Raw genomic sequence first — 20,799 nt, forward strand, 5'->3', positions numbered from 1 at the left:
CCGGCGCGAGCGAACAGTCGCCCCGCCGGCCGCCGGGAAGCGGCGCAAGCCCGTCGCGAGACCCCGTGAACACGTGATGCCGGCCGGGTCCGTCGTCCTGTGGAGTTGAGCGAGCACGCGCACACCCGCGGAGAAGGGAAAACCTTGAGCTTCGAGGAATTCGAGGGCATCGTCCACATCCCGCCGAAGGCAGGACCGGCACGCTGGGTGTTCGGAGACCACTACACGATCAAGGCGGACAAGGAGAACACAAGCGGCTCGCTCGGCCTGATCGAGGCCATGGTGCCGCCGGGCGGGGGACCGCCGCTCCACATCCACCACGACAGCGACGAGGCCTTCTACCTCATCGAGGGCGAGCTGGAGATCTCCAACGAGAAGCGGAAGCAGATCGTCGGGGCCGGCGCGTTCGTCTTCGTGCCCAAGGGCAAGGTCCACGCGTTCAAGAACGTCGGCGACGAGCCCTGCAAGATGCTCATCATCTTCACGCCCGCCGGCTTCGAGCGCTTCTTCACCGAGCTGGGCGTCCCGGCCGAGGAGGGCGTGCCCGCCCCCGAGGCCGCGCAGTACGCGGCCGATGTCGCGAAGGCCCAGAGCATCGTGGCCCGCTACCGAGCCGAGTACGTCTGACGCCCTCCCGGGGACGAGCCCCGGGCGAGCGGGCACGGCGGGCCCGGACGTGGCCGTCGCCGAGCGGCCACAGCTCACAGCGTGGTGAACGGCCGGTGGTCCGCGAGCGCGAGCGCGCGGACGAAGTCGGCCAGCCGGACGGCCGTACGGGCGAGCAGCCGGGGCAACGGGCGGACCCGGGGCCCGTAGGCCGCCGGCCACAGTGCGGGTATGCGGTACATGCCCCGCAGCATGGGCCCCGGGCCGTACCGGCACGGCACATCGTGGACGATCCTGGACGCCGCCAAGTCCCCCCGCGGGAGGCGGCGTTCGCCGTGCCCGGCCCCGGAGTATCCTGGAACCACTATTCCAGGATGGCGGGTGGGACATGCCGGACGTCAAACACTTCGACCCGGACGCTGCTCTGGACACCGCGCTGCGGCTGTTCTGGCGCCAGGGCATGGCCACGACCGGGATCCAGGACATCGTCACCGCCACCGGCCTGAACCGCTCCAGTCTGTACGCCACCTTCGGCGGCAAGCGGGAGCTGTACCTCGCCGCGTTGAACCGCTACGTGGAACTGCGCTCCCGGCCCAAGTACCGGCGGCTGGCGGAGGACGGGCGCGGGCTGCCCGCCGTCGCCGACTTCTTCGAGGGCCTGATAGCGGCCCGGTGTGCGGGCGAGTACGCGGGCTGGGGCTGCATGGCCGTCAACGCCCAGGCCGGCGCCGAGTACGGCGACTTCGAGGTGCGCGCCCTGCTGGAACGGCACCACCAGGACCTGCGGGACGCGCTGCGCGCTGCGCTCGTCGTGGCCGAGGAGCGCGGACAACTCGCCCCGGGTGTCGACCCCGGGGCCACCGCCGATGTGCTGGCCCTGCTCGCCTACGGCGTGAACCTGCGCTCCCGCGCCGGAGCCGACGCCCGCGCCCTGCGCGCGACCGTGGCCTCCGCGCTGGATTCGATCGGACGGTCACCCGCCGCCTGAGCCGATCGTCCGGCCGAATCGTCGACGGCCGATCAGTGGACCCCGCTTGACAGTTGGCTTCCCCCACCCCGTAACTTGAAACGGGCGTTCCAAGTTATGGGTCGGGGCCCAGGTGTCCCACGGGGGAGGATGGTCGTGCCACAGGTACTGGATCCGGGCAAGGCCCGCACGATGGACGAGTTCATCGGCGAGCTGCGGCTGCTGAAGGCATGGGCGGGCGGCCCCTCGATCACCGAGATCACCCGCCGTGTGCACCAGGACTGGCGCCGTGCGGGCCGTCCGCGCACCGAGTGGCCGGCCCGGTCGACCATCGGGAACTGCTTCCTGCCGGGCCGCCGCCGCCCCAATCCCGACCTGCTGCTGGCCGTCGTACGGGCCCTCGTCGGCGGCGACGAAGCGACCGTCGCCCTGTGGCGGCAGGCGCTGCGCACGGTCCTCGGGGAAGCCGAGGCGGCCGCCCGCGTCCGCGCCTGCGACCGGCTGCCCGCCGGGCCGTCCCCGCTGCTCGGCCGCACCCGGGCCGCGTCCACCGTCACCGCCGCCCTCACGGCCGCGCGGCGGCCGGGCGCGGTGGTGCTGGAAGGCACCGCCGGCGTCGGCAAGACCTCGCTGGCCCTGCACGTGGCCCGCCGGATCGCCGCCCGCAGCTCCACCGGCGCACCCGTGCTCTTCGCCCGGCTGCGCGGAAGCGCGCCGACCGGCCCGGCCGCCGACCCCGCCGCCGTGCTGGAGACCTTCCTGCGGCTGCTCGGCGTCACCGGCGACCGCATCCCCCACGGCGTCACCGCCCGAGCCGCCCTCTACCGGCAACTCCTTCGCGGTACGAGCGCGTTGGTCGTCCTCGACGACGCGGCGGACGCCGAGCAGGTACGACCACTGCTCCCCGGGGACCCGGCCTGCCGGACACTGGTCACCAGCCGCCGCGTGATGCGCGCGCTGCCCGGCGCCACCCGCCTCACCGTGGAACCCCTGGCCCCGGACGACTCTGTGACTCTCCTACGGCGGACGGCGGGAGCCGACCCCCTCGCCACGGACACCGCCGCCTTCCGGCGGATCGCCGCCGACCTGGGACACCTCCCGCTGGCCCTGACCCTCATCGGCCGGCACATGCGGCAGCACACCGGATGGACCCTCGCCGACTACCACAGCGAGACCGTCGTGCCGCTCGCACTGGAGGAGGGCGTCCGCGCCGCGATCGCGGCCTCAGACGCCCAAACCCCGCCGGATTCCCGTAAGTTGCTGCGGCTCCTGGCCCTCCACCCGCTGGACCGCACGGACACCGCCCGGGCCGTGGCGCTCGCCGGGGAGTGCGAGCAGGCCGTACGGCGTCACCTCGACGCGCTGTGCGCGGCCCACCTGCTGACGGAAACCGGACCCGGCCGGTTCCGCATGCCCGCGCTCGTCCGCGCCTACGCCGAAGAACGCGTCGGCCTCGATGTGCCGGCCACGTCCATCCGCCAGGCCCTGTGCCGCGTGCGGGCGCACACCGAGGCCGCCGGCGCCGGCCCGGCACGCGTCCTCGCGGCATGACTCGTCCCTGGCCCGGGTGCGCGACACCCACGGCCAAGTGGCGTATTACTGGGTGGGCTCACCCGCAACTCCACCACCCGAGGAGCCCGGATGCCGGATCGTACCGAGTCGATCGAATCGATGGAGCAACTGGCCCTGGTCTGGCGCGCCATGGTGCTCGACCGTGATCCGGCCGCCGATGTACGCGACCTGCCGGGCATCGCCGTCCGCTGGGCCGACTGCCGGTTCGCCTTCTGGAACTGTGTCACGCTGACCGAGGTCGACGCGGACCCGGCGCTGCTCGGGGAACGCCTGCGCCAGGCGGCGGACATCATGCGCGCGAAGCGCCACCCCGGGTTCCTGTGGCTCTTCGAGGACCTCCTCGACACCGAGGCCCGCGCCCAGGTCCGGGCGGAGGCGGAGAAAGCGGGGCTGGAGTACGCCTTCCCCGGTACCGGCATGGCCGGCGACCTGCTCCCCCTTCCCGAACCGGCCCACCCCGAGCTGACGTTCGTCCGCGTGACCACCGACGACCAGCTCCGGGCGTACGCCGACCTGAACTCGCGGGCCTACGGCTTCCCGCTGGAGGACGGCCGCGACGGACTCCTCGGATCCACCCTGTGGAAGAACCAGGCGCACGCCTACCTCGGCCTGCGCGACGGCGTCCCCGTGAGCTGCGCCGCGACGGTGGAGGCGGACGGGCGGCTGTTCGTCGTACTCGTCGCCACCGCGCCGGAGTGGGAACGCCGGGGCTACGGCGAGGCGGTGACGCGCAAGGCCCTGTACGAGGGCGCCCGCGCCACCGGCCTGACCCGCGCCACCCTGCACGCGACGGCGGCGGGGGCACCGGTGTACCCCAGGATCGGCTTCCGGCCCAACTCGCCGATGGGCTTCTACAGCCTCAAACAGTGACCCGCGGCCGTGCCGTGTAGGCGCGGGCGCAGGAGAATTCGGCAGCCCTCACCGGCCAACGAGGCGGGCGAACTCCCAGGGATCGTGGGCGCTGAAGACCGTGACCTCCTCGGCGTGCGCGCGCTTGAGGGAGCGGAGGCGGTCCAGGGTCGTGACGCGGGCCGCCGCATCGGTCTGTGCGCCGTGCTGGACCGGTTCGAGGAGGGGATGGGCGAGCGGCGGGCGGGCGTCGAGTTCCCCGTGGTACATGTACGCGTCCCCCGCGTGCAGCAGCCACCGTCCGTCGCCGTCGCGCACGGCCACGCCCGCGTGTCCCGCCGAGTGACCGGGCAGCGGCACCAGCAGCAGCTCGCACGACAGCCCCTCCGGTCTTGCCACGCCCGGGAAACCGAACCACTCCGCGTGCTCCGGCACCGGCGCGGGTGTCAGCAGCGGAGCGTGTGCCCGGTGCGCCGGCATGAAGCGGTCCAGGCTGTGCCGGTGGTGCGCTGCCGAGGGATCGCTGACGGCCCGGTACTCGGCGGGGTGCACGTGGACGCGCGCGTGCGGGAAGTCCGGCAGCCCTCCCGTGTGGTCGCGGTGCAGGTGGGTGAGCACGATGTGCCGCACGTCCGCCGCCGCGTACCCGAGCCGTACGACCTGGCGCAGCGCGGTCTCCTCCGGGTCCAGCGCGGGCCGCGCGTACGCCACCCAGTCCGCGCCCAACGACCGTTGCGGGTCCTGGGGATCGGCGGTGCCGAGACCGGTCTCCACCAGGACCAGCCCGTCCGTGTCCGTCTCGATCAGCAGGCAATGGCAGACCAGGGGCCGTGCCCGGGCCACGGCACCCGCTCCGGAGGACTCCTCGTACAGCGGTGGAATCTCCCGCATGGAACCGCAGTTGAGATGATGAATACGCATCGTGGCCCCTACAAGCGCGTATGGGTGGGCTGTTCACGACCGACGCTAGGAGGTGCCCTCGTGACTCACCAAACGGTTGGACACCAGCGGACACCCGACCGGGACGGCCCGCTGGCGGACTGCCCGGACGACGCCCTCGTGCCGCCCGGTGACGAGCCGCGCTGCCCCGTCGACATCACGCTCGCGGCCCTGGGCGGCCGGTGGACCCCGCTGGTGCTCCGCGAGTTCCTGCGCCGTGGCCAGGCCACCTACACCGAGCTGTCCGCCGCCCTGCCCGCCCTCTCGGACAAGGTCCTCTCGGACCGGCTGGCCCAGCTGACCAGGGCGGGCGTCATCGAACGCCACCGGATCCCCGGTTGGCCGCCCCGGGTCCGCTACGAGCTCACCGGCCTGGGCCGCGCACTGGAACCCGTGTTGCGCGGCATGTGGGAGTGGGGCGCGGCCCGACGGGACGCCTCCGCCTGAACGCCGGCCACGGTGAACGCGTCCACCCGGGCGGGTTCGGGGTGAGCGGCGACGACCGGTCATAGCCGGGCCGGAGACCGTCACGAAACGGACGGCCTCATTCTGCCCCCGACGCCCTCCCCTGCGCTTACGATCAAGCGATGGCCTCGGGAAACACCCGACGGCCGGGAAAAGAGGGGGAGTTATGAGCAGCATTTCCAGGCGGTCCCTGATCGGGTACTCGGGGACGGCCGCGGCCGGCGCGGTGATCGCCGGTACGGCCTCGGCGTCGCCGGCTCAGGCCGCCCAGCCCGCCCAGGCCGCCGAGACCGCGTCGGCGAGCACGGCGGCCGACTTCCCCGAGGGGACGCTCTTCGGCGGCCGGTCGCAGCGGAACATCAGCGGCGACATGCCTTCCGAGCTGGAGATCAAGTTCAGCATCGCGAACGCCGAGACGCCGGCGGCCTACTCCGTCACCCCGCAGGAGATCGCCGACGCGATCAACAAGTTCCTGGCCACCCGGGGCTGGCCGGCGGTCACCTTCTACGGCACGCCGGCCCCCGCGCCCCTGAACTGACCGAGCCGGCCCCGGCCCTCCCGCCTCACCTCCCGTGGCACCGCGATCACGCGGCTGGGGGGCCGGCCGCCAAGGCCCATGGGAGGTGGGGGGAGCCGGCGTGGCCGATCGGCACCGGGGTGGCCGGAGCCGCGGCAGCCCGCCGATGCGTGTGCTGGTACGGCAACGGCCGCACGCGCCGGTCCGCCGGCCCCACGCGGGACGTCCGCGAGGTGACCGCCGTGCCGGGCGGCACCCCGAGCCGACGGCGGCCGGCCTCGCCGCCACCGCCCGCGCCGCCCGGCGCCCGACCACCCGGCCGGCCCACCGGCCCACGCCCGCCGTCCGCGCCGTGGCCGAAGTCCCGACCCCGTTGCCCGGGTACCCTCAGTCGTACCCAGGGCAGTCCAGATCGTTTGCCGGCCACCGGACCTCGCCCGTGCCCAGCGTGATCACGGCCCGGGGCCGCATCGGACCCTCGCCACGCCGGGAGAGGACGACCACCTCCTCGACCGCCGCCGACAGTCCGCCGAGCCGCGCGGCGCACTCGGCGGCCAGGCGCCGGGGATCCCGGGTGCGGCCGAGCGACAGGTGCGGGGTGAAGCGCCCGCCACGCCCACGGCACAGCGGGAACCGCGGCTCCAGCTCCCGGTACAGGCGCTCCCACGGTGCCGGTCCGGCGGCGGCCGGATCGAGCCAGACCGTGGCGTAGTGCCGGTGCCGGAAGAAACGCACCCCGGACAGCCGTGCCGTGAACGCCGGGGTGCGCGCCGCCGCGGCGCCGAGCAGTGGCACCGCCCGCGTGAACTCCTCCTCCGGCACGAACCCGAACAGCACGTTCACATGCGGCGGCCACCGCCGTACCTGCGGATCGTGCTCCCAGCGGATGTCCTGGACCGGCCCCCAGAGCCGTGGCGGCGGCAGCCACGCCACCGCCGTACGGGGAGTCGACGCCACCGCGAGCACGTCCGGCGGTCCGGCCCCGTCGAAGGCCGCGATCCGGCCGGCCTCCGTGTCCCCTGCGTCTCGCACCGCCGTCACACGCCCTTCGCCTGTCCGCGCCCGAGGCCGTGTGCGGCCTGGAGGCGGCCGGGTCGCGCGGCGGTGGTTCCGCCGCACCGCCGGTAGGCTCAGCAAACGCCCGCGGGCCGGCCGGTGCAACCCGCCTCGCGGGTGGGGCCGGTGACGCTAACGGGTGCCGTCGGCGGGGTCGAGCTTCTCGACGACCGTCTCCTCCGGGCCGACCGGGCGTCCGTCGCCGGAGCGGATCTCCAGCGGGCTCAGCGGGCGCCGGTCGCGGCGGTCGAGGAGCCGCGAGTGCGCTTCCCCGGGGGCGAAGCAGTGGGACTCGCCCCACTGGCGCAGCGCGACGATCACGGGGAAGAGGGCGCGGCCCTTCTCCGTGAGCACGTACTCCTGGTAGGGGCTGCCGTCGGAGGCCGGCACGGTCTCCAGCACCCCGGCCCGCTCCAGCGCGCGCAGCCGGGTGGTGAGGATGTTCTTGGCGATCCCCAGGCTGCGCCGGAACTCGCCGAAGCGGCGGCTGCCGTCGAAGGCGTCACGCACGATCAGCAGCGACCACCAGTCGCCGATGGCGTCGATCGACCGGGCGACGGGGCAGGGGTCGGCGTCGAGCCGGGTGCGGGCGACCATCGGGCTCCCCTCCTTCACTTCTGGTTGCAACATGCTACCAGTGCCCCCTAGAGTCCGGCAGGTAGCAACTTGCAACCACCTGGGGAGGGTGCCGTATGCCGAGTGACTGCTCCACGACGAGCGGACGGACGGCCCGCAACACCGCGCTCGCACCGACCGGCCCGCCGCCGGCCCGCCTGGTCCTGCTCTTCGCCGTCGCCTGCGGCAGCGCGGTGGCCAACGTCTACTTCGCCCAGCCCCTGCTGGTCACCCTCGGCGAGCGGTTCTCGCTCGGCTCCGGCCTGCTCGGCACCCTCGTCACCGTCACCCAAGCCGGCTACGCGGCAGGCCTGTTCCTGCTCGTCCCGCTCGGTGACCTGGCCGACCGCCGGAGACTGATCACGCTCCAGCTCGGCCTGCTCGCCGCCGCTCTGCTGGCCGTCGCCCTGGCACCGGCGACCGCCGTGCTGCTCGCCGCCCTCGCACTGGTCGGCGCGCTCGCCGTCGTCGCCCAGACGATGGTCGCCGCGGCGGCCCACCTCGCCGCCCCGGCCTACCGGGGACGGGTCGTCGGAGCGGTCACCAGCGGCGTGATCACCGGCATCCTGCTGGCCCGCACGGTCGCGGGCGTCTTGGCCGACCTGGCCGGATGGCGGTCCGTCTACCTCTTCTCGGCCGCCGTCACCGCCACCCTCGCCGTGCTGCTGCGCCGCGCCCTGCCGGCCGGTCCGCCGCCGGCGGCCCGGCTGCCGTACCGGCGGCTGCTCGCCTCCACCATCGCCCTGTTCGCCCGCGACCACCTGCTCCGGGTGCGCGGCGCGCTGGCGCTCCTCGTCTTCGCCGCCTTCAGCACCCTGTGGAGCAGCGTCGTCCAGCCCCTCAGCAGCCCCCCGTGGTCGCTGTCGCACACCGCGATCGGCGCGTTCGGGCTCGCCGGGGCGGCCGGCGCGCTGGCCGCGGGCATCGCCGGCCGCTGGAACGACCGCGGGCTCGCGCAGCGCACCACCGGCACCGCGCTGGTCCTGCTGGCCCTGTCGTGGCTCCCGCTGGCGTTCACCCGGCAGTCGCTGTGGGCGCTCGCCGCCGGGACGGTCCTGCTGGACTTCGCCGTCCAGGCCGTGCACGTCACCAACCAGACCCTCGTCCACGCGGTGCGCCCGGACGCGGGAAGCCGGATCATCGGCGGCTACATGATCTTCTACTCGGCCGGCAGCGCCCTCGGCGCCACCGGCTCCTCACTGGCGTACGCGGCGGCGGGATGGCCCGGCGTGTCCGCCCTCGGCGCGGCCTTCAGCTGCGCCGCCCTGCTGCTGTGGGCGACGACCCGCACCCCCTGAGTCCGCCGCCCACGGCGCACTTCCCTGCGCGCCCCCCGCTCCCGCTTCACCGGGCCGTCGAGCGCCGCGGCCGGTCACCGCCGCGCTGTGCGGACAGGCCCGCCCGCAGCCCGTCCCGGAGCCGGGTGAGCCGTTCGATCTCCGTGTCGAGCGCGGCGATCCGCCGCTCCACCACCGCCTCTCCCACGACTCCCGGTCCGCCCCTGTCCGCCGCCGCGGTCCCGCACCTCGGCACCGGGTGGACGGCGAGCAGGGGGAGCCGGCCGGCGACGCCCCGCAGATCCTCGACGGTGAGCCCGAGGGCGAGCAGTTCCCGGATGACGCGGAGCACGGCGAGTTCCCGGGGGCCGTAGTCCCGCTGCCCCGACCTCGTGCGCGGCGGTGGCGGCAGCAGGCCGCGTTGTTCGTAGAAGCGCAGCGCCCTGGGTGTCGTCCCCACGGCCGCCGCCGCGTCGCCGATCCGCATGATGTCCGTCTCCCGCCGTCCGTGGCAGCGGTCGTCAGCCATGCTCCGGCAACTCCACGACGACCGTGCCGAAATGCTCTCCCCCGATCAGTTCCCGCAACGCCCGGGGAGCGCGATCGATGCCCGTGATCCGGGTGAGCGGGAGACGGATCCGGCCGGACCGCAGCCAGCCGGCGAACCGCGCGGTCCACTCCGCCTCCACACCGAGATGGTCGGTGCCGAGGTACCCCCGCACCGACACGCCCTGCACGATCAGCCGGAACGTGTCGATCTCCGCCGGCGCGGCGGCACCCGCACCGTCCGCCGCCAGCTGCCCGGACAGCGCCCCGACCAGGGCGAACCGGGCGCCGTGCCGGGCGGCGTCGACCGCCGCGGTGAGCTGCGGGCCGCCCACGGTGTCGAGGAGGACGTCGATGCCGTCCGGCGCGGCCTCGGCGAGCCGTCCGGCGAAGTCCCGGTACGCCTCCCGGGAGTTCCCCGAGCCGGGCCCCTCGCGCCAGGACCCGGCGGTCAGCACCGTGTCGTAGCCGAGCTCGGCGACGAGACGCCCGGCCTTCCCCGGTGAGCCGGTGGTGCCGATCACCCGGGAGGCGCCCAGCAGCCGGGCGATCTGGCCCGCCAGCGAACCCACCCCGCCGGCCGCCCCGGTGACCAGGACGACATCTCCCTCGCGCACCCGGGCGACCCGGGTCAGCGCCCCGTACGCGGCGGAGCCGGAGGCGAGCTTGGCGACCGGGTCGGGCAGTGCCGGGTCGACCCTCGCGCACTCCGCCTCGGGTACGAGGGCGTACTCGCGCCAGCCGAGCAGGTGCGTCACCACATCGCCCGGGCGCAGCGGGCTGCCCGGCGGAGCGAGGACCACCTCGCCGACAGCCGGCCCGTACAGCGTGTCTCCGGGGCGCAGCACGGGCACCGGAGTGTCCTTCGCCGCCCCGCCGAGCAGGGTGCGCAGTCCGCCGTAGACCAGGAACCACCGGTTGCGGACGAGGACTTCACCGGGCGCCGGGGCACCCACCGGGACTTCGGCGAGGGCGAAGTCCGCGGGCGTGGGCAGCCCCGCGGGCAGAGCGGCGAGCCGTACCTCACGGCTGATCCGCTGGGGGACCGGGGTCATGCGTGACCTCCTGGGGGAGTGGCGGGACGACGCGTGGCGGCATGCCGACGCGTCCGGCGGCCGGGACGCGGTGGCTCCGGCCGACCGGGCGCGCACACGCTAAGCCCTGACCCGCACGTCAAAGGCAAGGCCGCCCCGGGCGAGGAGCCGGACGCCCGGCGTACGGTCCCGGGCCGCGCCGTGCCCGCGCGGTGGGCCCACGGCCGGTCCGGCGCCCCGGTCCGCCGGAGGGGCGCGGCCCGGGAGGGTACGGCGGCGGCGCCTGGGGGCTTGCCGTCGTACGCGGACAGGAAGCGCCGGGCGACCCGCCCCGGGTGCCGCCCTCGGCGTCGGCGCACCCCTCGGCGGCGGGTACCGACGGTGACGGCAGGACCACCACGCCGTACCGCCGCGCGGCGCCGGTGGCCGAACCGTCGCGCTGAGGGGAGACTGTCCACGGAAGGCGTGCGTCACGCTCGATGCACTCGAACGAGTGAGCTAGCTGAACAGTCGGTCCGGGAGACGCGTCGCCGCCCGGCCCGGGCCCGCGGGCCCCGGCCATGGTGCGAGGCGGCCACGCGACCGAGACGCCTCAGGCGGTACTAGGGGTGACAGCGCAGGCCCCCACCCCCAACCGCCCGCCAGGCGCCGCGCTTTCGGCCCGGTCACCATGCCGTCGGCCGGACCGGTGCCCACCGGCGCCCCGCATCCGCTGCCACGCGTACCGCCCGACCGACCCGGACCGGGAAGGAGCGATCGGTTCATGAGCGGCATCCAGGTGCGAACACCCGTCGCGGCCGACGGCCGACTGGGCGAGGCCGACGAGCACCCCGGGCTCAGCGATCCGGACTATCTGCTGCGGCGCCGGGAGATCGCCGCACGGGCCCGCGGCCACCGGGTGGGCGACCCGTCCCCGCCCGTGGACTACACCGAGGACGAGGAGAGAACCTGGCGCACCGTCCACCGGGCGCTGTGGTCGGCCCAGGGCGAGCACGCCTGCCGTGCCGCCCTCGAAGCCAGGGAACACGCCCCGATCCCCGCGGACCACATCCCGCAGCACGCCGAGGTCGGCGCCCACCTGAGGCGGCTGACCGGGTTCGACTTCACCCTCGCCGGGGGAGTGGTCGAGAACAAACGGTTCCTGGGATCGATGGCGGACGGCTACTTCCACGCGGTGCAGTTCGTCCGGCACCCCGCCGTACCGCTGTTCACGCCGGAGCCCGACGTCATCCACGACGTCTTCGGCCACGGGATCCACCTCGCCTCGCCCGCCTTCGCCCGGATCTACCGCCTGATCGGGAAGGCGGCGATGCGGGTGGAGCGCGCCGACGTGTTGCAGATGATCAGCGACGTGTACTGGTTCACCCTGGAGTACGGCGTCCTCGACGAGGGCGGGACACCCAAGGCGTACGGCGCGGCCCTGCTGTCCTCCTTCGGCGAGATCGGCCGGCTGCACGCGGCCGACGTCCGGCCGCTGGACATCGGCGTCATGCTCGCCACCCCCTACGACATCCGCGGCTACCAGCCGGTCCTCTTCAGCGCCCGCACCCTGGACGAGGTCACCGACGTCCTGGCCGGCTTCCTGGAGGACCTGGACGACGACATCGCACCGGACCGACGGCCGGGCCCGGGCGCGGCAGGTACCGCCATCGGCCGCTGAGCGGGTTCAGCCGCGGGCTTCGGCGGCGGTCCTCAGATCGCGTAGCCATGCCTCGAGACTCGCGCGCAGCAACTCGCTCGCGGTGGGGACGTCGGCGTCGACCTGGGCGCCGGAATGTGTCTCCTCGGTGCGCACCCGGACACCGTCCCCGGTCGCGGTGAAGGTCCACACGTGGACGCCGTCGATGCGCAGCCCCTCGCCGACCGCGGGGCCCGTCCAGCGGAGGCAGGAGTGGCGGCGCAGTTGCCCGACCGTGGAGGTGATCTCCAACTCGGTGGCCGGCGTGGCGGGGTTGGGCGGCACCGGGGTGGTCCACCGGAACGCCGAACCCGCCCGGAGCCGGCCGTGACCGAGACGTTCCGCGGTCATGACGGAGGGCTGCCAGGAGGGCCGGCGCTCCACATCGGTCTGGAGCCGCCACACCGTGCGCAACGGCGCGTGGATCAGGGTCTCGGTGCGGTAGCGGACCTGTGCGTGCGGATCGACACCCTTCCCCTCGCAGGTGAGGGACGTGGCCGGGCCGGGGGAGACGGCTCCGGCCGGCACGACGGCGGCCGAGAGGAGGCCGACGACGAGCGGGAGGGCGCGTAAGGCGGCGCGGATACCGGTGCCACGGGTCACGGTCATGGTTGCTCCTTGGCGCGGGGCGGTCTCTTGGATGATGGTGCGGCTGCCACGACGCTGCTCCGGTTCAGCCCGCACCTCCGAAGCCGCACGGTCCTCCGTGCACCTGGCGCACCGGTTTTCCTGCCGTACGGATGGCCGGCGTTCCTTGTCGTTCAGGCGGGCCCGTTCGCCTCAAGGTACTGCTGCCATCAGGACGCGTGGGGCCGGAGTCCCTGGAGGAGGAGGGCGATCAGGCGTCGGGGGTCGTAGCGGGGGTCGTCGTCGCGTCCGACGCAGAGGTTGCCGATGCCGCGCAGCAGCTCGTACGGCTGCGTGCCCGGCCTGATGTCGCCGGCCTCGACCGCAGCGTCGAGCAACTGGGCACAGACGGGCAGCAAGCGGTCGAGGAAGTGGGCGTGCAGCGCGGCGAAGCGGTCGCTGTCGGACTGCAGGGCGTCGGCGAGTCCGTGCTTGGTGACGAGGAAGTCGACGAAGATGTCGATCCACTGGCGCAGCGCGTCGAACGGGGAGCCGGCACGCGCCAGCAGGTGCGGGCCGGCTTCGGCGCAGGCCTCGATCTGGTGCTGGTACACGGCGGTGACCAGGTCCGCCCTGGTCGGGAAGTGACGGTAGATCGTCGCCATCCCGACGCCCGCCTGGGCCGCGATCCGGCGGATCGGCGCGTCGACGCCGGAGGTGACGAACACCTCGGCTGCGGCAGTGAGCACCGTCTCCCGGTTGCGTTGGGCGTCGGCCCGCTTGCTCCGGGACGCTGACCCCCCTGCGGGACCTTCGGCGGCCATCACGAACTCCTTCGACACCGATTGACAAAACGGAGCGGTGCTCCGGATACTAAGTGGAGCAGCGTTCCGTTTCAGTCTAGCCGAAGCGGGACGCCCCTGACCGCCTTGCCCGCCCGTCGGCCACAGGAGACCGGCGGGCGGCAGGCGCCGCCGAAAGGGAACCCACACCGTGAGCACATCCACCACCATCGACGCCTTGGGCGCGCCCGCGCCGGTCCTCTCCTTCAGCCCCGTGACCCTGACCGTGCCCGGACGGCCCGTGGACCTCCAGGTGCGCGTCTCCGCACCCGCGACCGGAACCGGCCTCCCCGTCATCCTCCTCTCCCACGGCCACGGCCCCTCGAACCACCTCTCCTCGCTCAACGGTTACGCGCCCCTCGCCAACTTCTGGGCGGCACACGGATTCGTCGTCGTCCAGCCCACCCACCTCACCTCCCGGACGCTCGGCCACCTGGTCGCCGACGCACCCGGCGCGCCCGACTTCTGGCGCTCCCGCGCCGAGGACATGACCCATATCCTCGACCGGCTCGACGTGATCGAGAGCACCGTGCCGCAGCTTGCCGGACGAATCGACCCCACCAAGGTCGCCCTCGCCGGACACTCGCTCGGCGGCTTCACCGCCGCCCTCCTGCTGGGCGCCGGGCTCAACGACCCCGACACCGGGGAGGTGGTGCACCTCGTCGAGCCCCGGATCAAGGCGGGCGTCCTGCTCGCCGCGCCCGGCAGAGGGGGCGAGGCATTCAACGGGCCCATGGCCGAGCAGTGGCCGATCATCGGGGCCGTGGACTTCTCCACCATGACCACACCCGCGCTGGTCGTCGCCGGCGACAAGGACGACCCCCGGCACTTCACGGACATGGGGCCGGACTGGCACGCCGACCCCTACACCCTCGCTCCCGGCCCCAAGACCCTGCTGACCCTGTTCGACGCGGAGCACGGGCTCGGCGGGATCGCCGGATACGACGCCGCCGAGACCACGGACGAGAACCCCCGGCGAGTCGCCGCCCTCGCCCAGCTCACCGCGGCCTACCTGCACAGCCGGCTCCACCCGGGCGCCCCCACGTGGCAAACCGCATGCGAGGCACTGACGACCGGCCCCGCCCCGGTAGGACGAGTCGAATACAAATAAAAGAGCGTTCCGCTTGGCGGGGTTGTTCGGTTCGAGTTTGGGGTGAGTGGCGGCGATGTGGGACATCAGGCGCATGCTCCCATCCACTCCCTGCGCTCCCGTGCGTTCTCCGGCCGGTCGGCAGACGGCGGCGGCCCGCCAACGATGACCTGGCGGGCCGCTTCGCGCGTACGGGAGTTCAGTCGCTGCTGGTGCTGGACGACTCCAGCACTGTGCATACGGAATCCCACCACAGGAGCCCATGCCTGACCTGGTCGAGGTGGTGATTTGGGTAGCTCGGTGGTGCTTCTGGTACCCCCTGGGCATCCAGGAGGAAGAAGTCCGCCGCCTTGCCCTCGATGGACAGCTCACCATCCGGGAACGAACCGAGGTCCATCCGCCACATCCGCTTGACCATGGTGGGGGCGCTCGACATGACCGCGGAGTTCAGCAGGTCTCGCTCCAGTGCCTCCTCACTCCACCTGAACGACCGCAGTCCGCGCACTACGAGGAGCGCGGCATTCGCCGTGCGGTACTGCAGAGCAGTGCGCATGTCCAAGAGCAACCCGGCCCGACCGGTGAGGGCATCTGCTGTTGTGCACCAGGACCGGAGTGACGCCCGCGAGCACGTACTCCCTGGCGCGGTAGGTCTGTGGGGCTGTTGCACGGGAGAGCCTCGCCGGACTACCTGATACCGCGTCGCCTTCTCAGGCCAGGCAGACGCGGGCTCCGGCCTGATCCTGGTCATGCGATTCGCGCCACCCCGCCCCAGCCGGCGCGGTCGGTGAGGTGGCCGGTGTTCGCGTCGGGGCGCCAGCGAGGCCAGCTTGTGAAGCCGGGCTCGATGAGTTCCGTGCCTTCGAAGAGCTGAACGGCCACCGAGGGCTCACGGAAGATATACGGGATCGCCCCGGACCGGTTGTATTCATCCTGCACCACCTGGTGCTCCGGGTCGGAGGCGGTCGAGTGACTCAAAGAGAGGTAACTGCCCGAGGGGAGCCGGTCCACCAGCCTGCGCACGAGCCCGCGCGCTTCGTCCCAGTCCACGATGTGGCCCAGAACATCGTTGATGACCAGAGCGATCGGCTTGGTCATGTCCAGTGTCTTCGCCGCGCTGGCCAGGACGGCGTCGGTATCACGCATGTCGGACTGCACGTAGGCGGTAGCGCCCTCGGGCGTGCTGGTGAGCAGTGCATGAACGTGGAGCAGCACGATGGGGTCGTGATCTACGTAGACCACTCGGGAGTCGGGGGCGATCCGCTGTGCGACTTCGTGGGTGTTGTTGCGCGTGGGCAACCCTGCCCCGAGGTCAAATGAACTGACGAATACCGGCGTCCCGGGCCAGAAATGTGATGGTGCGCCGCAGAAAGTCCCGTGATTCGCCCGCGAACGGCACAATATTGGGGTATTTGCTGCTGTAGGCGTCACCAGCCGCCTGGTCTGCCGGATAGTGGTCCTTCCCGCCCAGCCAGTAATTCCAGACGCGAGCGCTGTGAGGAACGGACGTGTCGATCTGGGGGGACGGACGAGTGGATTCGGTCATGCCAGTACTTCCTTCGACTCATCAGGGTGCAGGGAGCGATATCCAGACGCTCTGCGGCCTACGGCAGCCCCTGCCGCTGCTCGGCACCGCTCTTGGCGTGCGACCAGCAGCGCGGCCCGCCGGTCCTTGCCCGCGGGGGACAGGCGCGGTCTGTGAACGTCATCGACGGCATGAACGTAGACCGGCGTGCGCAGCAGGGCAGGAACCAGCGTGGGATCCCACACACGGACGATGCGCGCTGCCGACTCCACGCTCATCAGATTCAGCTGCCATAAGTCCATGACGATCCGCCGCTCGTGCCACCGGCCCCTGAGATTGGCTGTGGCGAGCTGTCCGCGGAACTCCTCGATCTCACCCGCGTCTGCTCCGTACGCCGTCAGCAGCGTGTTGACCGAACCCTTATCCAGGGATGCCTCGGTCGGTTCGCTGCGACAGACGGTTGCGGACTGGGCTCCGCGCGCCTTGGCAGCCTCTCCCCGGGGTAATGCTGCAGCTTCGCGCAAGGTGGTGAGCGGGATGGTGAAGACAAGGTGCGCGATGGTCCTGCCAGACCGCTCGCGAGCCACAGACTCCCCCTCCGGCCCTTTCCGCAACCTACAGACAGGGCGGAGTCTGCACCTTGCATTCTCTGTTCGCAACTCGCGAGATTGTTCAACCTACCCGGCACCACAAGCTTGTTGCTCCGCGCGATCGGCGCCGACCGCCGTGCCGTGCTCCGCCGCACTGAGCCCTTTCCAACCTCAGGCCCATGAGCGATGAAGCGCGAGGACGGTCCGCACGAGACCGGTGATGCGGGCAGTGCTGCACCGCAGTTTGCGCAAAAGACGCTGGCTCTTCAGGGTGACCATGGCCTTTTCGTCGACGGCGCGGCGCGCGTGGACAACATTGGTGGCCTGCTGGGCGAGGAGAGGTCGCGGTGTTTGCCGCGGAAGGGCACCCGTATGGTGCCGCCGGCGTCCTAACAGCCCTCGTCGCCGTAGCAAACCAGGCCGTCCTCGGGCAAGGCGCCGGGGCGGCGGGGCTTGGTACTGGCCAAGCTCACCCGTCGGCACTGTCTTCACTTCACTGGTTCAGCATCAAGACGGCTGCCGTCTGCGGCTCTTGCCTCCTACCGAGGGCGGTCATGAGCACGCGGCCCGTATGCTGCGAACGTCCGGCAAACCGCCCGCTGAAGGGAAACCGTCCCACTGTGTTCCAGGAGACACCCGTCTACGACCGCCTCGTCGCCGAACGCGGCGACATCCCCGTCCAGGTCCGCGGTGAAGCCGACCGCATACATCGCGACCTGGCACGGGTACTGCCCTGGATGTCAACCTCCCAGCCGGGTGCACCGCGGAACGCCTTCGAGCCCAAGCAGCTTCCCACCGCCTGGTGAGAACGAGGTAGCCGCGGCCGAAGCAGGAACCAGGAGCAGGAGTCGGCGGCCGGGCCGCCGGGGTCGGTTGTGATCTGCCCCGGGGGCCGGCCGGGTCTCCGAAGGCGTGCGGGTCGGCGGTGAGGGCGTGCGCCCACCGCGTCCAGCAGGTCCTGCGTCGATTCGCGTCCTGTGGCAGCTCCGCTGCAACATCCCTGTTCCTGGCGGGCGTTGGCTGGTCATCGCCCTTCAGGAGCGGGCGGCGGCAGCGGGCCGGGAACGCGTAGGAGGCGGTCGCCCGCCTTTGCCATGTCCCGCCGGACTCGTTGCGGTGCCGGGTGATGGGCTTGCCGTGGTAGCCGAGGGTGTCCGCGGCGACGGGGGCGGCTCGGTTGCCCGCGTCCTCGGCGAGTAGGGGATCCCGCCTCAGCCGCTGCGCATGTTCTGGCCAAGGGGTGGGCCGCGGTCACATCGCGGTGCAGGTAAGGCGGGCTGAGCTGCGGTAATAGACTGCCGTCTGTAACAAGGGGGGCTCCGCCTCGTCCCATCAATACCTACGGGGATCACATGCGGCGTTCAGCCACTCTCATCGGCATCAGTGCCATAGCCGTACTCGCGTCCGGCTGCTCCTCGGGCTCGGAGGACGGACAGGGGGCCGAGGGCAAGGAACGGACGACGTCCGCAGCGTCGTCTCCGGCACCGGCCGTCGACGCGGGCCGGGACATACAGGCCGCCGTCGACACCACGAAGCAGAGCACGGCCCGGATCGACGACCGGATCAGGGTGACCGGCATGGGCCAGGACTTCACCACCACGGTGAAGGGTGCCTTCGACATGAAGGCCGACCGGGGGAGCCTGAAGGTCTCACTGGCGCAGACCGGCACCTCCTCCGATGCCGCGGTGCCCCTGGACGAGATCTTCCACGGGAGCACCGTCTATTTCCGCATGCCCGAGGAAATGAACGGCGACACCGGCTGGCGGTCCACTCCCCGGGACGAGGCCGAAGTCCACGCGATGTTGCGCGCGCCCCTCAACGACCCGGAGTTCGTGCTGCGCCAGGTGAGCATGGCGCACAGCGTCACCGCGGCCGGCGAGGAGAAGGTGAACGGAGTTCCGGCTCGGCATTACACCGGGAAGCTGAACCACAAGCCTCTGCTGCTGCGGATGGTGAAGGAGCGTCGCGAGAAGGCGGAAGAGCCGATGGTGAAGATGGGCGACGGACTTCCGGCGACCGCCGACGTGTGGGTCACCAAGGACGGACTGATCACCCGCGTCCTCCTGGTGTGCGATTTCGGCAGCGCGAAGGTTTCTTCGACGATGAACCTGACCGATTTGGGCAAGGCCGTCACCGTGGCGTCACCTCCCCAGGGTGCGCAGGCCGTGCCTGCCGCTTCGGTCGACGGACCACTCGTGGGCTGATCTGGCCGTCGCGGCGGTGGGGGGGCCCAGCGTGTGAAGGGTGAGTCCCTCGGCGTCCGCCTCGCTACCCCGGACGAGATCGCCGCAATGGTCGCGGAACTGCTCGACCGACAGGTCCGTCCTCAGGCCGCCGCCGCTTCGTCGGCGATCAAGCGCTCCTCGCCCGCCGGGTGCGTCACGTGGTGGACGAGCGCCGCGAGCAGACCGCCGACCAGCGGTGCGACGATGAACAGCCACAGCTGCGACAGCGCGGAACCACCGGCGAACAGGGCCGGGCCGAGGCTGCGCGCCGGATTGACCGACGTGCCGGTCAGCGGGATGCCGAGAAGGTGGATGACGGCGAGGGCGATGCCGATCGGCAGGCCGTCGAAGCCGACGACCGCGACCCGGTGCGTCACTCCGAGCACCACGAACACGAGGAGGAAGGTGAGGACGACCTCGGCGAGGAACGCGCCGCCGGTGTTGATGTGCACCGGGGACCGGTTCCCGTAGCCGTTGCTGCCGAAGGCGCCGTCGGCGTGGAAGCCGGGCACCTGCTTGGCCAGCAGGAAGAGCAGGGCCGCCCCGGCGATGCCGCCGACGAACTGCGCGATCCAGTAGCCGATCGCGGTGCCCACGTCGATGCGGCGGGCGCACAGCATGCCCAGGGTCACCGCCGGATTGACGTGGCACCCGGAGATCGGCCCGAGCGCGTAGGCCAGGGCGAGCAGCACGAAGCCGAAAGCCAGCGCGATCCCCAGGGTGCCGAGGAACTCGACCCCCAGAACCGCGCAGCCCACGGCGAAGAAGACCAGAAGCAGAGTACCGAGGAACTCCGATGCCAACGCCCGCGTGCGCATCGCCATCGCCACCACCCTCACCCACGTCGATTTCAGTCGTGTCGTAAGGAAGCCTCGGCCGGATGGGGTACGCGCGCCCGTCGGAGGGCGTGATACGGGGCCGAAGGAGTGACGGATGGACCTCGCCGGCCCGGCCTCAGTCGTCCTCGCGACGGCAGCGCGTGCGGCTTCGCCAGGCTCCGCGGTGAGCCGGGCCTGCTCGCGGGAACGGCATGCGAGGCGACCCGGCCCGGCCGTACGCCGCCGAGGCGAGTCCGTCGCGCACCACTGACACGGGGCGCACACGCGGGGTGCCCGAGAGCGGCTCCGTGCGTGGCCGTTCCCGGCCGCGGATGTCTTCGTAACCCTGTGTGTCACGATGAGCGCATGAGTGATGAACGGCGGAGCCTGCTCGCGGAGAAGACACCCTTCCCCGACGACCTCGACGAAAGACTGCGCGCCCAACTCACCTTCCTGGTGGAGGTGGATCAGCTCAAAACCATCCTCCGGCAGTCCCCCCTGGCCGCCGCGGACCGGCGCGAGAACGACGCGGAGCATTCGTGGCACCTGGCGATGATGGTGGTGATCCTCGCCGAACACTCCGACGAGCCCATCGATGTCGGGCACACCATCCAGCTCGTCCTGCTGCACGACCTGGTGGAGATCTACGCCGGCGACACCCCGCTGTACGACAGTGCCGCGGGGGTCGATCAGCGGGAGCGTGAAGTCGCCGCGGCCGACGAGTTGTTCGGGCTGCTGCCGGCGGACCAGGCCCGGCGGATGCGCTCCTTGTGGGACGAATTCGAGGAACGCCGCACCCCGGAAGCGAAGTTCGCCAAGGCGATGGACCGGCTCCAGCCACTCCTGCTCAACTGGATGGCCCGTGGCGGCACTTGGCGTACTCCGGGGATCACCGCGGACGATGTCCGCGCCCGCAAGGCCGTGATCGGGGAGGCGTCCTCCGCGCTGTGGGAGGCCGGGCGGCGCCTCATCGACGAGGGGGAGACCCGCGGCTGGTCGAGAAGCGGCGTGTCCCGGCCCTGAC

General features: G+C 72.3%; 23 protein-coding genes and 2 pseudogenes. 12 read left to right on the top strand and 13 right to left on the bottom strand.

The window, feature by feature from the left end:
* Positions 1–144 precede the first annotated feature (144 nt).
* Positions 145–627, top strand: coding sequence for a cupin domain-containing protein (locus IH25_RS0132900; protein WP_037656099.1), 483 nt, complete (start codon positions 145–147; stop codon positions 625–627).
* 74 nt (positions 628–701) lie between these two features.
* On the opposite strand, the gene IH25_RS41830 is transcribed toward IH25_RS0132900, so the two are convergent.
* Complete coding sequence (locus IH25_RS41830) at positions 702–848, bottom strand: hypothetical protein (RefSeq protein ID WP_167346062.1); 147 nt, start codon at positions 846–848, stop codon at positions 702–704.
* Positions 849–994: 146 nt separating this feature from the next.
* On the opposite strand from IH25_RS41830, the gene IH25_RS0132910 reads away from it, so the two are divergent.
* The 3 genes from IH25_RS0132910 to IH25_RS0132920 all read left to right on the top strand — a co-directional run bounded on the left by IH25_RS0132910 (position 995) and on the right by IH25_RS0132920 (position 4,015).
* Positions 995–1,594, top strand: coding sequence for a TetR/AcrR family transcriptional regulator (locus tag IH25_RS0132910; protein WP_030619235.1), 600 nt, complete (start codon positions 995–997; stop codon positions 1,592–1,594).
* A 135-nt stretch (positions 1,595–1,729) separates the two neighbouring features.
* Positions 1,730–3,124 (top strand): NB-ARC domain-containing protein, encoded by a 1,395-nt coding sequence (locus IH25_RS0132915; RefSeq protein ID WP_157847065.1) that lies wholly within the window; start codon positions 1,730–1,732, stop codon positions 3,122–3,124.
* A gap of 90 nt (positions 3,125–3,214) precedes the next feature.
* Positions 3,215–4,015 carry a GNAT family N-acetyltransferase gene (locus IH25_RS0132920; RefSeq protein ID WP_030619240.1) on the top strand — a complete coding sequence of 267 codons (801 nt, stop codon included), beginning with the start codon at positions 3,215–3,217 and terminating at the stop codon, positions 4,013–4,015.
* 48 nt (positions 4,016–4,063) lie between these two features.
* On the opposite strand, the gene IH25_RS0132925 is transcribed toward IH25_RS0132920, so the two are convergent.
* A complete protein-coding gene (locus tag IH25_RS0132925) occupies positions 4,064–4,885 on the bottom strand; it encodes an MBL fold metallo-hydrolase (RefSeq protein ID WP_245172960.1) in 822 nt (273 codons plus the stop codon).
* 90 nt (positions 4,886–4,975) lie between these two features.
* Here IH25_RS0132925 and IH25_RS0132930 point away from each other — a divergent pair, with 90 nt between their 5' ends.
* A complete protein-coding gene (locus IH25_RS0132930; protein ID WP_030619245.1) occupies positions 4,976–5,380 on the top strand; it encodes a winged helix-turn-helix transcriptional regulator in 405 nt (134 codons plus the stop codon).
* Between the two features lie 184 nt (positions 5,381–5,564).
* Complete coding sequence (locus IH25_RS0132935) at positions 5,565–5,936, top strand: hypothetical protein (RefSeq protein ID WP_030619247.1); 372 nt, start codon at positions 5,565–5,567, stop codon at positions 5,934–5,936.
* A 366-nt stretch (positions 5,937–6,302) separates the two neighbouring features.
* Here the strand turns inward: IH25_RS0132935 and IH25_RS0132940 are convergent, their stop codons facing one another.
* The gene (locus tag IH25_RS0132940) at positions 6,303–6,947 is read right to left on the bottom strand and encodes a 2'-5' RNA ligase family protein (protein WP_245172961.1); all 645 of its coding nucleotides are present in this window, start codon (positions 6,945–6,947) and stop codon (positions 6,303–6,305) included.
* A gap of 156 nt (positions 6,948–7,103) precedes the next feature.
* The gene (locus tag IH25_RS0132945) at positions 7,104–7,568 is read right to left on the bottom strand and encodes a winged helix-turn-helix transcriptional regulator (protein ID WP_030619253.1); all 465 of its coding nucleotides are present in this window, start codon (positions 7,566–7,568) and stop codon (positions 7,104–7,106) included.
* Between the two features lie 95 nt (positions 7,569–7,663).
* Between IH25_RS0132945 and IH25_RS0132950 the strand changes: the two genes are divergently transcribed.
* Positions 7,664–8,884 (top strand): MFS transporter, encoded by a 1,221-nt coding sequence (locus IH25_RS0132950; protein ID WP_030619254.1) that lies wholly within the window; start codon positions 7,664–7,666, stop codon positions 8,882–8,884.
* Positions 8,885–8,930: 46 nt separating this feature from the next.
* On the opposite strand, the gene IH25_RS0132955 is transcribed toward IH25_RS0132950, so the two are convergent.
* Entirely contained in the window at positions 8,931–9,350 is a 420-nt protein-coding gene (locus tag IH25_RS0132955) for a MerR family transcriptional regulator (protein ID WP_030619257.1), read from the bottom strand.
* Positions 9,351–9,384: 34 nt separating this feature from the next.
* Positions 9,385–10,464, bottom strand: a complete 1,080-nt coding sequence (locus IH25_RS0132960; protein ID WP_030619260.1) for an MDR family NADP-dependent oxidoreductase — start codon at positions 10,462–10,464, stop codon at positions 9,385–9,387.
* Positions 10,465–11,206: 742 nt separating this feature from the next.
* Between IH25_RS0132960 and IH25_RS0132970 the strand changes: the two genes are divergently transcribed.
* On the top strand, positions 11,207–12,103 hold the full coding sequence (locus tag IH25_RS0132970) for a phenylalanine 4-monooxygenase (RefSeq protein WP_051754334.1): 897 nt from the start codon (positions 11,207–11,209) through the stop codon (positions 12,101–12,103).
* 6 nt (positions 12,104–12,109) lie between these two features.
* On the opposite strand, the gene IH25_RS0132975 is transcribed toward IH25_RS0132970, so the two are convergent.
* Positions 12,110–12,730, bottom strand: a complete 621-nt coding sequence (locus IH25_RS0132975) for an SRPBCC family protein (RefSeq protein WP_030619266.1) — start codon at positions 12,728–12,730, stop codon at positions 12,110–12,112.
* 188 nt (positions 12,731–12,918) lie between these two features.
* Positions 12,919–13,512, bottom strand: a complete 594-nt coding sequence (locus tag IH25_RS0132980) for a TetR/AcrR family transcriptional regulator (protein WP_030619267.1) — start codon at positions 13,510–13,512, stop codon at positions 12,919–12,921.
* Between the two features lie 169 nt (positions 13,513–13,681).
* On the opposite strand from IH25_RS0132980, the gene IH25_RS0132985 reads away from it, so the two are divergent.
* Positions 13,682–14,641 carry an alpha/beta hydrolase family protein gene (locus IH25_RS0132985; RefSeq protein ID WP_030619268.1) on the top strand — a complete coding sequence of 320 codons (960 nt, stop codon included), beginning with the start codon at positions 13,682–13,684 and terminating at the stop codon, positions 14,639–14,641.
* A 178-nt stretch (positions 14,642–14,819) separates the two neighbouring features.
* Here IH25_RS0132985 and IH25_RS0132990 read toward each other — a convergent pair whose 3' ends face one another.
* From IH25_RS0132990 to IH25_RS43245, 4 genes and pseudogenes are all read right to left on the bottom strand, one after another.
* On the bottom strand, positions 14,820–15,173 hold the full coding sequence (locus IH25_RS0132990) for a hypothetical protein (RefSeq protein ID WP_157847066.1): 354 nt from the start codon (positions 15,171–15,173) through the stop codon (positions 14,820–14,822).
* A gap of 191 nt (positions 15,174–15,364) precedes the next feature.
* Positions 15,365–16,163: pseudogene (locus IH25_RS38075) on the bottom strand (SAM-dependent methyltransferase).
* Positions 16,160–16,729 (bottom strand): Scr1 family TA system antitoxin-like transcriptional regulator, encoded by a 570-nt coding sequence (locus IH25_RS41440; protein ID WP_157847067.1) that lies wholly within the window; start codon positions 16,727–16,729, stop codon positions 16,160–16,162. The pseudogene IH25_RS38075 and the gene IH25_RS41440 overlap by 4 nt, the downstream one beginning before the upstream one ends.
* Positions 16,730–16,903: 174 nt before the next feature.
* Positions 16,904–17,118 (bottom strand): annotated as a pseudogene (locus tag IH25_RS43245) (IS5/IS1182 family transposase); the annotation flags it as partial.
* Positions 17,119–17,352: 234 nt separating this feature from the next.
* Between IH25_RS43245 and IH25_RS0133005 the strand changes: the two are divergent.
* The gene (locus IH25_RS0133005; protein WP_030619273.1) at positions 17,353–17,538 is read left to right on the top strand and encodes a hypothetical protein; all 186 of its coding nucleotides are present in this window, start codon (positions 17,353–17,355) and stop codon (positions 17,536–17,538) included.
* A gap of 771 nt (positions 17,539–18,309) precedes the next feature.
* Entirely contained in the window at positions 18,310–18,936 is a 627-nt protein-coding gene (locus IH25_RS0133010) for a hypothetical protein (protein ID WP_157847068.1), read from the top strand.
* Positions 18,937–19,058: 122 nt separating this feature from the next.
* Here IH25_RS0133010 and IH25_RS0133015 read toward each other — a convergent pair whose 3' ends face one another.
* Positions 19,059–19,775 carry an MIP family channel protein gene (locus IH25_RS0133015; protein WP_030619279.1) on the bottom strand — a complete coding sequence of 239 codons (717 nt, stop codon included), beginning with the start codon at positions 19,773–19,775 and terminating at the stop codon, positions 19,059–19,061.
* A gap of 366 nt (positions 19,776–20,141) precedes the next feature.
* Between IH25_RS0133015 and IH25_RS0133020 the strand changes: the two genes are divergently transcribed.
* Positions 20,142–20,798 carry an HD domain-containing protein gene (locus IH25_RS0133020; RefSeq protein WP_030619282.1) on the top strand — a complete coding sequence of 219 codons (657 nt, stop codon included), beginning with the start codon at positions 20,142–20,144 and terminating at the stop codon, positions 20,796–20,798.
* The last annotated feature ends 1 nt before the right edge of the window (position 20,799 follow it).

The sequence above is a fragment of the Streptomyces achromogenes subsp. achromogenes genome, from assembly GCF_000720835.1.
GTDB lineage: Bacteria > Actinomycetota > Actinomycetes > Streptomycetales > Streptomycetaceae > Streptomyces > Streptomyces achromogenes.